The sequence below is a fragment of the Tepidisphaeraceae bacterium genome, assembly GCA_035998445.1.
Classification (GTDB): Bacteria; Planctomycetota; Phycisphaerae; order Tepidisphaerales; family Tepidisphaeraceae; genus DASYHQ01.
Map to the genome: position 1 here is coordinate 17063 of DASYHQ010000051.1, position 13895 is coordinate 30957.

The 13895-nt window shown below is 62.6% G+C and carries 8 protein-coding genes; 6 read left to right on the plus strand and 2 right to left on the minus strand.

Annotation, left to right across the window (positions count from 1 at the left end; translation table 11 throughout):
• The first annotated feature begins 317 nt into the window (after positions 1–317).
• The 5 genes from VGN72_19175 (at position 318) to VGN72_19195 (ending at position 6679) form a co-directional block, all read left to right on the plus strand.
• On the plus strand, positions 318–1592 hold the full coding sequence (locus tag VGN72_19175) for an NADH-quinone oxidoreductase subunit D (GenBank protein ID HEV7301494.1): 1275 nt from the start codon (positions 318–320) through the stop codon (positions 1590–1592).
• Positions 1593–2055: 463 nt separating this feature from the next.
• Positions 2056–2652: an NAD(P)H-dependent oxidoreductase subunit E gene (locus VGN72_19180; GenBank protein HEV7301495.1), complete on the plus strand. Its 597-nt coding sequence runs from the start codon at positions 2056–2058 to the stop codon at positions 2650–2652.
• Positions 2653–2747: 95 nt separating this feature from the next.
• Positions 2748–3320 (plus strand): tyrosine-protein phosphatase, encoded by a 573-nt coding sequence (locus VGN72_19185; GenBank protein HEV7301496.1) that lies wholly within the window; start codon positions 2748–2750, stop codon positions 3318–3320.
• Complete coding sequence (locus VGN72_19190; GenBank protein ID HEV7301497.1) at positions 3313–3537, plus strand: hypothetical protein; 225 nt, start codon at positions 3313–3315, stop codon at positions 3535–3537. Before VGN72_19185 ends, VGN72_19190 begins: the two co-directional genes overlap by 8 nt.
• Before the next feature lie 334 nt (positions 3538–3871).
• On the plus strand, positions 3872–6679 hold the full coding sequence (locus VGN72_19195) for a PAS domain S-box protein (protein ID HEV7301498.1): 2808 nt from the start codon (positions 3872–3874) through the stop codon (positions 6677–6679).
• A 286-nt stretch (positions 6680–6965) separates the two neighbouring features.
• On the opposite strand, the gene VGN72_19200 is transcribed toward VGN72_19195, so the two are convergent.
• Both VGN72_19200 and VGN72_19205 read right to left on the minus strand, forming a co-directional pair.
• Positions 6966–8861: a GGDEF domain-containing protein gene (locus tag VGN72_19200; GenBank protein HEV7301499.1), complete on the minus strand. Its 1896-nt coding sequence runs from the start codon at positions 8859–8861 to the stop codon at positions 6966–6968.
• 258 nt (positions 8862–9119) lie between these two features.
• Entirely contained in the window at positions 9120–10820 is a 1701-nt protein-coding gene (locus VGN72_19205; GenBank protein ID HEV7301500.1) for an FAD-dependent oxidoreductase, read from the minus strand.
• Positions 10821–11544: 724 nt separating this feature from the next.
• On the opposite strand from VGN72_19205, the gene VGN72_19210 reads away from it, so the two are divergent.
• A complete protein-coding gene (locus VGN72_19210) occupies positions 11545–13779 on the plus strand; it encodes an Ig-like domain-containing protein (GenBank protein HEV7301501.1) in 2235 nt (744 codons plus the stop codon).
• The last annotated feature ends 116 nt before the right edge of the window (positions 13780–13895 follow it).

Consider the following 13895-nt stretch of genomic DNA (forward strand, 5'->3'; position numbering starts at 1 on the left):
AACGCTACGCCGGGGCAACTGCAGCCAGCGTCCCACCGACGATCACTGCCGCCAATCCCGAGAGGGCACGCGCTGCCGAGTTCGCTCAGCATCGTCGTCCGGTTAGGGCATTTCTCTCCGAACACAAGCCCCCGTTCCGGAAACAGCACACGTCAGAATATCAAGTCCAGATCGAACTCACCCAATACGGAGCTGGGATATGTATCCAATCTATAAAACAACATCGTCGACATCGTGACTTCCTTCACATGGCACCTGAGGCCTCCGCCGCTATAATCGACCGTGACCTGCTACTGTTCGTGAAAGCACAGGGACTTATGCCATATACACTTGAGCCCGCCGGTCCGGAAACGCTGTCGTCTGCCGACGCGTCGGGGAACAGCGACAATCGATGGACGTTGAACTTCGGGCCGCAGCACCCCGCGACGCATACGACGCTGCGCCTCGTTTTGGAACTGGACGGCGAGCGCGTCGTCGGTTGCGTGCCGCACATCGGGTACCTGCATTCGGGCTTTGAAAAGCTCGGCGAGGTCCTGAACTACAACCAGTACGTCACCATCGTCGACCGGATGGACTACTCGGCCCCCATTTACAACGAGCTGGCCTGGCACGGGGCGGCTGAAAAGTTGATGGGCATCGAGATCACGCCACGCTGCAAAGTGCTGCGGACGATCGCCGGCGAGCTGGGGCGCATCCAGTCGCACCTGCTGTGCGTCGGCGCCGCGGGGTTGGACTTGGGGGCGCTCACGGCGTTCCTGTACGTGTTCAACGAGCGCGAGTCGATCTACGACATCGTCGAGCTGATGAGCGGCCAGCGTTTCCACACCAGCTGGACCCGGGTAGGGGGGCTCAACCAAGACCTGCCCGACGAGGCGATGTTCAAGAAGATGGTGAAGACGTTCATCAATGAGACGATGCCCCGGGCGGTCGGCGAGGTCGAAAAGCTGCTGAACAAGAACCGAATCTTCATCGATCGCACGAAGGGCATCAGCCCGATCAGCCGAGAGGACGCGATCGCCTGGAGCATGACCGGCCCCATGGCCCGCGCCGCCGGCGTGCGGCGCGACGTCCGGAAAGATGCGCCTTACCTCTGCTTCGCCGACAATTGGGACGGCCAGGGCGCCAAGGCCGTGAAGTTCCAGGTGCCGGTGATGACGACCGGCGACGTCTACGCGCGGTATCTCGTGCGATTAGAGGAAATGAAACAAAGCTGCGAGATCATCCGCCAGCTGATCGACGACATTCCGGGAGGTCCGGTAAACGTTTCGCCGGAAGGCAAGGAAACGCTGCCGCCGAAGGATCAGGTTTACAGCAGCATCGAGGGGCTGATCCAGCACTTCGAATTGATCATGACAAACCGCGGTTTCGAGGCGCCGAAGGGCGAGGTGTACCACTGCATCGAAAGCGGCAACGGCGAGCTGGGATACTATATAGTAAGCAGCGGCGAGAACGTCCCCTGGCGCGTCCGCACGCGGCCGCCCTGCTTCATCAATTACCAGACGTTCCCCAAGCTGGTGCAAGGCCACATGATATCGGACGTGGTCGCCGTGCTCGGCAGCATCAACGTGATCGCGGCGGAGCTGGACCGATAAGAAGTGATGAATGAGGAATGCTGAGCGATGAGTGGGGAGAGGATCGGGACCTGCGAGCGAGAACGAAGCGATTCGCGTTGCGAATCATTTCGTTGCACGTCGCCATCAAGAACGATGACACGGCTCGCGTATTGAGGAACCAACTCCTCCGCAGTGGGACATCAGTCGCGGCTCAGTATCGTGAGGCATGCCGTGCAAGATCTCGTGCCGAATTTATCAGCAAGATCGAATCGGCAACGCAGGAGCTGGACGAGAGCGCGTTGTGGATGGAGTTGCTAGTCGAGTCGGGGCTTGTGGCCACCGCACGATTGTCAGACTTGCAGCGAGAAGCTGAAGAGATAATGTCGATGCTCGTCAGTTCCGCGAAGACCTCGAAAGATCGACGTGAACGTTAGAACAGGAGCTGAATGATCTGCTGACTGGTTTTCATTCACCATTCATCATTCATCATTCACCATTGCCCATGGCTTGGATCACTGAAAACCGTCGTACCGCGATTGTCGAGAAGGGCAGCGCGCCGTACCTCACCGAGGACATGAAGGCCGAGCTGCGCGACATCTACTTCCCGCGTTACCCGACCAAGCGCGCGGTGCTGCTGCCGGCGTTGCACCTCGTGCAGCACAAGTACAACTGGCTGCCCACCGCGGCGCTGGAGGAGATCGCGACGTTCCTCGAATTGGCGCCGGCCGAGGTCATGGACACGGTCACGTTCTACGACGAGTACTGGCTGAAGCCCAAGGGCAAGTACCTCATTGGTGTCTGCCGGTCGCTCGCGTGCGAGATCTGCGACGGCAACAAGTTGACCGACCATTGCCGCACAAAGCTGAACGTCGAGCCCGGCGACACGACGGTTGACGGGCGCTTCACGCTCATCGAGATGGAGTGCATCGGCTCCTGCGGCACCGCGCCGGCGGCGCTGGTGAACGAGGTGCTGCACGAGAACCTGACCGTGGAGAAGCTCGACAAGCTCATCGCGACGCTGCCCGCAGATCCGCACAACTACAAAGACCCAACCGTCACGTGGGAGGAGAAGGGCCACGACGGACAGGGTGCTCACTAAGGTGCCCGCGCGCTCCGGCGTGGTCGTCTACGCAACCACACTGGTAAACCTTCAGAATGCACGCAGCTCCCGCACAACCTCGTGATCGCAAGCGAATGATTTCGACGATCCTCATCATCCTCGTAATCGTTGCCGGCGCGGCGTTCTGGTACCTGCGCGTGCAGACGTATCACCTGGAGACCGTGACCGACCGCGTGCTCTATCGTGACGGCAACCGTGGCGTTCGCGAGTTCGCGACGATGGTGCGCAAGGTGCAGCCGAAAACGGTCGTCACGTTGATCGATGAAAAGGAGCTCGTCGACCCGCGCAAGCCCATGTTCGCGCACGAGGCCGAATTGCTGAAGCGCCAGAACATCGACCAAGTGAACCTCGTCGTCCCGCTCGGTGGCTATCCGAGCACTGACGACATTCAGAAGTTCCTCGCGATCGTCGAAGACCCGGCCAAGCAACCGGTGGTCGTGCACTGCGCTCAGGGGGTCCGCCGTACCGGCATGATGGTGGCGGCGTATCAGGAATCGATTCTTGGCTGGGACAAGGAAAAGGTGAAGAACAACATGCTCACCTTCGGCCACAGCCAGCGCACGGTGAGCGACGTCAAGCGCTTTGTGGATACCTATGATCCGAAGTCGCGCACGATGATGGCCGAACTGGAGCGAGGCGTTGAGTAACCCCGATCCTGAAAAACTTCCCGGCAAGGGCCTCTTCGGTTGGCTTGGCCGCCAGATCGGCTACGTCAGTGGTGCCGTGAAGCGCGACGTAGGCGCGCCGCGCACGATCTACAAACAGCAGAAGGTCGAAGAGCGACCGCTACCGCAGCAACCAAACGTTACATTGCGGCGGACGACCATCGACGAAGTGGTGCAACACCACGACCGCAAGTCATGAACCGCCATTCCTTCGCTGCACCTGCGCGAGGGCAACCCGTTCTTCACCGGACGCTTATTGCGATGCCAGGCGGATCGATTCCACGATCCGCAGGGCGCCCGGCGTCGTACCGTATGTCGTACAGTTGTAGATGCGTCGCGGGCGATCGTCGCACGCATCAACGGGGAATTGTCCGATCAGCACGGCTGGCGAGTGAGTTTGACGACGTACAGCACGTTCCGGGTGCCCGTAGCGGCTGCTCAGCCAACACCCGTCGCATGAGAATCGCTTTGTTTTGCGAGGTCCCAGTGTGTCCGAGTTGAATACGGTATTCTTGCAGAACGGCGCGACGGACATGGCGCGTCGGATCGCGGCGTTCGATTGGTCGCGCACGCCGCTGGGACCGATCGATCGGTGGTCGCAATGCTTAAGGCTCGCGGTCGACCTTTGCCTGAACAGCCGGTTTCCCATGTTCATCTGGTGGGGCCCGGAACTCATCAACATCTACAACGACGGGTACGTGCAGATCCTGGGCAAGCGCCATCCGGATGCGCTGGGCGCAGCGGCGCCGGCGATTTGGGGTGAGATCTGGCCGGCGATCGGCCCGCAGGCCGAAGCGGTGATGACCCGCGGTGAATCGACGTGGCACGAGCAAGTCCTGCTGATGGTCGAACGTAACGGCTTTGCTGAAGAGGCCTACTTCACGTGGTCGCACAGTCCGATCCGCGACGAGCACGGCGTGATCGTCGGGCTCTTCTGCGTGGTTGTCGAGGACACGCTGCGCATTCAGGCTGAGCGCGATCGCCTGAAGGCCGATGAACGGGCGCGCACCATTCTCGAGAGCATTACCGATGCCTTCATCGCGCTCGACCGGGAATGGCGCCTTACCTACATGAATGCGCACGCCGAGCGCCTGCTCGGGCGCATGCCCGCCGACACGCTCGGGCAGGTGGTGTGGGACCTCTACCCCGGCCTGCAGGGAAGCGAGTTCGAACAGGTCTATCGCGCGGTGGGTCGCGACCGCGTGCCGCAGGCGATCACCTCGTATTATCCCGACCACGATCGCTGGTACGAGGTGAACGCCTACCCCGCCGGCGACGGTGGCATCTCGTTGTACTTTCGCGACGTCAGCGATCGCGAGCGCGCCGAGGCCGCGCTGCGCACCAGCGAGGAGCGCCTGGCGCTGGCGGTGGACGCGTCCGAACTGGGCACGTTCTACTGTCCCATGCCGATCGGCGAGATCATTTGGAACGCCAAGTGCAACGAGCATTTCTGGCTGCCACCCGAGGCCAAGGTCGACTTCGAACGGTTCTACTCGATCGTCCATCCCGACGACCGGGAGCGGACGCGCGCCGCCGTCGACCGCGCGGTGAACGGTCGTCAGTCGTACGACGTGGAGTACCGCACGGTTGCGCCCGACGGCCGCGTGCGTTGGGTGCGCGCCAAGGGGCGCGCGTACTACGACCAGAGCGGCGCACCGATTCGCTTTGATGGCGTCACGCTGGACATCACGGAACAGAAGCAGGCCGAGCAGTCGCTGCGCGCCAGCGAAGCGCGATTCCGCACGATGGCCGACTCGGCGCCGGTACTGGTGTGGATCGCCGGGCCGGACAAGCTGTGCAACTGGTTCAACAAGCCGTGGCTGGACTTCACCGGTCGCACGATGGAGCAGGAGTACGGCTTCGGCTGGTCGACCGGCGTTCACGCGGAAGATTTGGACCGCTGCGTCCGCATCTACACCGAATCGTTCGATCGTCGGCTGGCGTTTCAGATGGACTACCGCCTGCGTCGCCACGACGGCGAGCATCGCTGGGTGTTGGACCACGGCGTTCCGCTCTACGGGGCCGACGGGCAGTTCACCGGCTACATCGGTTCGTGCATCGACATCACCGACCGGAAGCGCGGCGAGGAAGAGCGCCAGGCGCTGCTGGACGCCGAGCGCAGCGCGCGTGCCGAGGCCGACCACGCCAGCCGAATGAAGGACGAGTTCCTCGCGACGCTGTCGCACGAGTTGCGCACCCCGCTGAACGCCATCGTCGGTTGGGCGGGCATCCTTGCCGGCGGCGCGCGCGACGAGGCCGACTTGCGCAACGGCTTAGCGACCATTCAGCGAAATGCGCGGGCGCAGACGCAGATCATCGAAGACCTGTTGGACATGAGCGGCATCACCTCCGGCAAGATGCGCATGAACGTGCAGCGCATCAACCTTTTAGCCGTACTGCGCGCCGCGATTGAAACCGTGGCGCCGGCGGCCACGGCAAAGGAGATTCGAGTCGATCTGGAGCATGCCGATCTCGCGCCGGTATGGATCGACGGCGACCCGGCGCGCCTGCAACAGGTCTTCTGGAACCTGCTGAGCAACGCCGTAAAGTTCTCCAATCAAGGCGGGCGGATCGAGCTGTCGCTCGCGTTGCGCGATTCTCGAGTCGACGTTCACGTGCGCGACGACGGCGACGGCATCCTGCCGCAATTCCTGCCGTTCGTGTTCGACCGCTTCCGCCAGGCCGATGCCTCAACCACGCGCCAGCACGGTGGCCTGGGACTGGGGCTGGCCATCGTGAAGCAACTGGTGGAATTGCATGGCGGCGACGTACAGGTCGAGAGCGACGGCGCGGGGCGGGGCGCGACGTTCCGCGTCAGCTTGCCAAAGCGCAGCGGGGCGGTTGCGAATGATGCAGACGCCGCAGCGGTCGCGGCGCCTGTGGCTGCGCAAGGCGTCGCACCCTCCGTGTCCGCAAAGCCGCCGACGGATGCGCTCACGGGTGCGACCGCCGTATGGCCGCGGTTGGACGGTGTGAGCGTGGTGGTGGTGGACGATGAGCCCGACGCCCGCGCGCTGGTGCGCCGGTTGCTGGAGGATTGCGATGCGACCGTTCGCACCGCAGGATCGGTCCAAGAGGCGCTGAACCTCATCGCTGATGGGCGTCCGAACGTGTTGATCAGCGATATCGGCATGCCCGGCGAGGACGGCTACGCGCTGCTACGCCGCCTGCGCGCGATGCCGAGCGACCGTGGCGGCGATCTGCCCGCCATCGCGCTGACCGCCTTCGCAAGAGAAGCCGATCGCGTGCGCGTCGAACAGGCGGGGTATCAGGCTCATATCGTGAAGCCGATCGTCGCGATCAACCTCGTTACCACCGTCGCCCGCCTAGCGGGACGATGAGGGAACGGTGCGACTGACGGACCAGTTCCTACAGGCTAACGGACAAAACCTGGTCGCCTTGCGCACATGTCATCCCGTAGGGAGCGGTAGCGGCCTGAGGGATCTCAATCGTCCAATGACGCTGTTCGTGGTAGATCCCTCAGGTCGGCAAGCCTCCCATCGGGATGACACGTCCCTGATTAGCGCAGGTGTCTCGTCGGCTAGCCCTAAGTCCGTCCTCCTTCGGAGTACCTCGGGACGACGAAGTCTTCTTGAGTTGCATGGAGCTATCTGATCTTCTTCGAGCTCATGCAGACGCGGTCAGCAGCGCAGGTTGATTGGTTAACAGAAACGCCGTCGCTTGATCGGCGGGCATGGGTTTGGCGAACAGGAAGCCTTGGCCGAAGTCGCAGCCGACCGCCTGCAGGAACGACACCTGTTCGGGACATTCGATCCCCTCGGCGACCACGGTCATGCCGAGGTCGTGTGCGAGGTTCATCACCGCATGTAGCACGGCGGCGTCGCGGCGCTGATTCAGGTTGGCGACGAAGGTGCGATCAACCTTCAGCACGTCGATCGTGAAGTCGTGCAGGCAGCTGAGGCTTGAGTATCCCGTGCCAAAGTCATCCATCGCCAGTCGCACGCCCAGCGTGCGCAGCCGTTCGAGCATCAGCCGCGCGTCCTGGGCGTCGTCCATCACGACGCTTTCGGTGATCTCGAGCATCAGCGCCGTTGCCGGCACACGGTGCGCCGCCAGCGCGCGTTCGAGGTGCTCGATGAGCCCATCGTCCTGCAGCTGCCTGCGCGAAAGGTTGACCGCCATTCGCAACGAGGCCATGTGGGGATAGTGCCGGTGCCATGTACCCAGTTGCCGCACGGCTTCATCCAACACCCACCGGCCCACCGGCACGATCAAGCCGGTCTCCTCAGCTAGGGGAATGAAATCTGCGGGGCTGACAAGCTGCCCGTCGCGTCGCCAGCGCACCAGCGCCTCGAAGCCAGCGACGCCGTGCGTCTCCAGCGACAGGACCGGCTGGTAGTGCAGCGTGAGCTCGTCGCGATCGACCGCGCGGCGGAGGTCGTTCTCGAGCCGCAACCGGTGGACGGCCTGCGCGTGCATCGTCTCGTCGAAATAGACGTAGCGGTTCTTTCCGGTCGCCTTGGCACGGTACATTGCCGCGTCGGCATCGCGCAGCACGTCGGCGGCATTTGCGTAAGTACCCGAGGTTACGTCGACCACACCGAGGCTCACCGTCGAGTGAAGTTCCTGCCGGTCGCAGGCGAAGGGCTCGGCGACCACGTCGATCAGCTCTCTGGCGATTGCACCGATGGCAGCCGGGTCATTCACGCCATCCAATAGTACGGTGAACTCATCGCCGCCGAATCGCGCCACCGTGTAGCGCGTGGCGGCGTGCCTGTGATTGCCGTGTTTGCGCAGGACCGTGCGGAATCGCTTCGCGACCGTGACCAGCAGTCGATCGCCGGTGGCGTGGCCAAGGCTGTCGTTGACCATCTTGAATCGATCGAGGTCCAGGAACATCACGCAGAACCGGTACCCGGGGTCACGCTGCGCGCGCTGCAGGCAATCATCGACCCGGCTCGTGAACAGCGCGCGGTTCGGCAGCTTGGTGAGCGCATCGTGCGTGGCGCTGTGGGCGGCTCGCCGGGCGGTGTGACGGGCCGCGGTGAACAACCGCGCGTTCTCCATCGCAGTGCGTCGCAGCTCGAGCTGGCTGATGACCTGCCGTGCCAGCGCCTGCAGCGCGTCGGCCTGGTCGGCGCGCAATTGGCGTGGCACGAGGTCGACGACGCAGAGCGTGCCGATCGTCTGTCCTGCCGGCGTCGTCAACGGCGCGCCGGCGTAGAAGCGCAGGTGCGGATCGGAGACGACGAACGGGTTGTCGTGGAAGCGCTCGTCCAGCGTCGCATCGGGCACGATCATCAGCTCGCTTGGCCGCAGGATGGCATGGCTGCAGAACGCCACCTCGCGGGACGTCTCGGACCCTCTGATTCCCACCTTGGCCTTGAACCACTGACGGTCGGAATCGACGAAGTTGATCAGCGCGATCGGCGTCTGGCAAATGTGCGACGCCAGCAGCGCGAGGTCGTCGAACTCGGGTTCGGGTGCGGTGTCCAGGATGTCGTAACGCAACAGGTCCGCCAAGCGGGCGGGCTCCGACGCGGGGATGGGCGGTCTGATCATGGAAAATATCCTTCGCCCAGGGTGCACGCGCCTCGAACGAAGGCGCATGACACGTTGGTCCGCTCACCATCGGCCAATTTGGCTCGCGGCAATACGGGGCATTCCAGAATTTGTGTTATCGGTCCGGTCGCGCGTTACGTGACATTAAGACGGACACGAACCGCGGTCGTCGGTACGAGGACGATCAACGACCAAGGGGAGCCCCGGCCATGATACGGCCTTCAGGCTGCGAAGTGCTTTGTGGGAAAGGAGCCGAGACTAACCGCGCATCGCCATAAGCTTATGGACACAGGTGACCGCGAGCGAGCCATCACCGACAGCGAACCCCACGCGCTTGGTAGATCCCGCGCGAATGTCGCCGGCAGCCAGAAGGCCCGGCAACGTGGTCTCCAGCGGGCAGGGCTCGCGATCGGTCAACGGCCACTTGCCGGCGCGCAGCGCATCAATGCCGGTCAGCACGTAGCCGAGCTTGTCGCGCGCGACCGTCTCGGGCAGCCACGCGCAGCCGGGCTCGGCGCCGATGAAGACGAAGACCGCGGCCACGGGTAGCGGGTCGAGCGTCTCGATGTTCGTCCGCGAGCCGTCGGTCGTGTGGTAGCCGCGCAGCGTGACGCTCTCCAACCGGCGCTCGCCGTGGACCGCGTCGATCTGCACACCTTCGTGCACGGTGATGTTTGGCGCGGTGCGAATGCGACCGACGAGGTAGTCCGACATGCCGGGGCCCAGGCGCTTGCGCACCAGCAGGTGAACCTGCCGATCGCGGCAGCAGTCGGCCAGGAACATCGCGGCCTGTCCCGCGCTGTTGCCGGCGCCGACCACGGCGACGTCCTGCGTGTCGTACAGCAGCGCCTCGACGCTGGTGCAGGCATAATGAATGCCGGCTGACTCAAAGCGCGCCGCGCCTTGGGCCTCCAGGCGTCGCCAGTTCACACCGGCGGCCAGCAGCACGGTGCGGGCGCGCAGCGTGCTGCCACAATCGAGGTGCAGCTCGTGCGTAAGCCCCGGCGCGGTTGCGGGCACGAGACGTTCGACATTGATGGGCGCGACCATTCGCGCGCCGAACTTCAGCATCTGTAGCACGCCGCGCATCGCCAGTTCCGCGCCCGACAGTCCGCTGGGGAATCCAATGAAGTTTTCGATCTTCGATGATCCCGCCGCCTGCCCACCGGGCCCGAGGCGATCGAGGACGACGGTCGAGACGCCTTCCGACGCCGCGTACACCGCCGCCGTCATGCCGGCCGGCCCACCACCGATGATCGCCAGGTCGACGACGTCGATCGGGCAATCGCGCCAAATGCCGGCGCTGCGCGCCAGTTCGCGCAGCGGGGGGTTGAGCAACAGCTGACCGTCGCTGCATTCGATGACCGGCGATTTCTTCGGTGAACCCCATCGCGCCATCAGCGCGCGGCCAGTGTCGGAGGTAGTGTCGTACCAGCGGTGCGGCACGAAGTTCTTGAACAGGAACTCGCGCACGACCGTCGTGTCGCGACAAGCGCCCGGGCCCACCACGCGCAACCCCAGCGCGTCCGACTGCGCCAGCAACCGCCGCCGCTCTAGCGCCGCGATCAGCATCTTCTCGCCGAGTTGCGGCACACGGTTCAACACCTCGCGCAAGCGCGCGCCCGGCACGCGCAGCAACCGGCTGACGCCGGCGGCGCAGGCATTGACGATCACGGGACGGCGCGTGAGCAGGTCGATGTCTCCAGCGAACTGCCCCGGACCATGCGTGACGATGTGCCGATCATCGTCAGCTGGGTTGCGGATCTCGATACCACCGGTCTCGACAATGAAGAGGTCGATGTCGGCGTCTCCGGCACGGAAAATCATTGCCCCGTCGTCATAGTCGCATAACGTCGCCAGTGGCCTCAGTGCCGCCAAATCGTTGGCGTCCAACGTTGGGAACGCCACGATGTTTACTGAAGAGATTGCCGCGGGCGAATCGGTTGTGACGGTGGCCATAGGGTGTTCCGCAGCGTTCAGTTGTAGCGAGTAAGGAAGCTTACTCAAAGCATAGGGTGCTGACCGGATGTTTGACTAAGAGAGCGATATGAATGTGTTTCAGCGGCATTCTGCAACATATCTAGAACGACACGAAAATATACTCCAAATTGACATAAGAAGATGCGAAGTGAGCCCGGTCGACGGACGATTAGTTCAACGTCGTCAAGAGCATAATCGCCAGAATCGAACCACCGACACGATGTCGTGCCTGTCTGACGCGGTTTGCATAGAAAATCACAAAGCTGATGAAGCCGTCTCCGTTTATCGTAAACCTTGAATGGATATACACTTAATGTGAAAATGCAAGCGGATTTCTAGGTACCGTTTTGTCTGGCATGGAAAGGGCGCGAAAAAAAGTGATTTGGTCACGACATAATGCTTGTAGCACTCTTGCAGATGGCTTACTTCTTAGTCCATCGAAATGAGTTGTTCGAACCAAGCTGTTCAGCAACTTAGATTACGGAGGAGATCGCTGGCGATCCCTCCAAGTTTGAAGTTCGGACCACAGTGGGTTTCTGTTCCGCACCGTCAGCTATGACGGCGTCTGTCCCCCCGGTCCCTTTTTACAACCAGACCCTTGAAATGCGTGTCAGGCGGCTGACACGCACGGGCGGTGGCCTCGTGGCCATCAACAGTGATCCTGCGCCCGCAACGGCCGTGACGAATAAGCAGACTGAACAACATGATGCACACCCGCAATCGCAAAACGGCTCACCCGACCATCGAGAAGCTCGAAGATCGTCGCTTACTGTCCGCTAGCCCCGCGATCACCAATGTGGTCCTGGTTGATGCTGGCAAGGATCAGGTCGTGGGCAAGCTGGATCATGGCGCCACGATCGACGTGGCCAAGTACCCGGGTGGCATCAGCGTTCGCGCCGACGTGAACAGCGCCGCGACCAGCGTGAAGTTTGGCTTGGGCAGCAACGACAAGCTTCGCATTGAGAACGACTCGCCGTACACGATCGCCGGCGACGCCCAGCCGTCGGACTACTGGGCCTGGCGGCCGAAGCTTGGTTGGAACCTCGTGAAGATTAAGGCGTTCAGCAAGGACGGCGCGACCGGCCGGTCCAGCCCGACCAAGGAAATTGCGATCAAGGTCGTTAACTCGGCCGTCAGTGGTGGCAGCACCTCCAAACCGACTCCTTCGCCGACGCCTTCGCCTGCACCGGCTCCCAGCACCGGTTCGACCGTGACCGCCAAATCGCCGACCAACGGCAACTCGGCCCCCAGCGTGTCGTTCATCAACCCGACCAACAACGCCGAGCAGGCCCACCCTGGCAACTACGTCGTACGCGTGAACGCCCATGATTCGGACGGGAAGATCGCGAAGGTCGAGTTCTTCGCCAACGGCCGCATGATCGACAGCACCGTCGACGCGCCCTACAGCGCCGCTTGGACGAACGTCGCGACCGGCAAGTACACCCTGACCGCCCGCGCCACCGACGACGACGGTGCCCAGAAGCTCAGCTCGATCACCGTCACGATCAAGAACCCAACGCGGGACCAGACGTTCTACGTCAGCACCAGCGGCAACGATAAGAACAGCGGCGGCAGCACGTCGAGCGCGTTCCGGACGATCGGCAAGGCTGCCAGCATCGCCGGGGCTGGCGACACCGTCGTCATCCTGCCCGGCACCTACCGCGAATCGGTCGGGCTGAAGAACAGCGGCACCGCGACGGCGCCGATCACGTTCAAGGCCCAGAAGCCAGGCACGGTCTTCATCGACGGCGCCGACCACATGGGCGGCTGGAGCCGCGAGGGGTCGAGCCACGTCTACAGCACCAAGTGGGATCTGGACTTCTTCCTGAACGGTTACCGCTACCACGGCAGCGTGAAGGAGACCGGGTACGCTGAGCAGTTCATCTACAACAATAAGGCGCTGACGCAGGTGACGAGCCGGTCGTCCCTGAGCGCCGGCGAGTTCTACGTCGACTGGAACGCCAACAAGGTGTACGTCTGGTTGCCCGACAACGCTGACGCTCGCAAGAAGACCGTGATGGGATCGAAGCGCCAGACGCTGATGACGTCCCAGTCTTATCAGAACGCCAAGTACATCACGATCGACGGCCTGAACTTCCGCCACGCCGCCAACTTCCCGCAGCAGCCGGTCGTGAAGACGAGCGATGGTTGGGTCGTGAAGAACTCGAAGTTGGAACTGATGAACGCGGTTCCGCTGGGCATCTACGGCAACAACGTCCTGATCCAGAACAACGTGATGGCCAACAACGGGCACACGGGCCTGACGGGCCAAGCGACGAACACGCTGCTGGTTGACAACGAGGTCTACGGCAACAACACGCGTGGCTTCCGCGCGACGTGGGAGTCGGGAGGTGGCAAGATGACCCGTACGGTCGGCCTGTACGTGCTGAACCACAACACGTACAACAACCGGGGCCCCGGATTCTGGCTCGACATCGACAATAAGGAATTCGTGATCGACGGTGGGTTTTTCCACGATAACCGTGGCATCAACAACGACTACGAGGGTTGCGGTCTGCTGATCGAGTTGAACAGCGGCCCCGGCCGTGTCCAGAACGCCAGCTTCTACGGCAACACGTCCTCGGGTGGCCTCGGTATCGCCGAGACCCCGTACATGTCGATCCGGGGTAATTACTTCGGCGGTGGTGATCGCTTCGAATTGCGGAACATCGCCAACCGGCCGTTCTCGATCAAGCATGTGAAGATCGAATCCAACAAGTTCGAAAACTCGATGATCGCCAACGCGAATCCAAACTTTGACGTCAACTCGTTCCGCAAGCTGAACGTCACGGCCAGCCATAACGTCTTCGATAACGCGAGCAACATCCCGTGGTACTACTGGCGCGGCGTCAAGTACTTCAGCGGTTCGTCCATCGCGTCGGCGCTAGGCGTCGATAAGACGGCCAGCGCGGGATCGGTCACCATTCCGAAGCCATAACAACGTCGCGCCTCACAACGCAGACGCAAACTCGGAGCGGCGAACGTGGGTTCGCCGCTCCGGTTCTGCGCGCTAACTTCGCACGTTCGTCTACCTTGAGAGTGGCGATCGTGGGA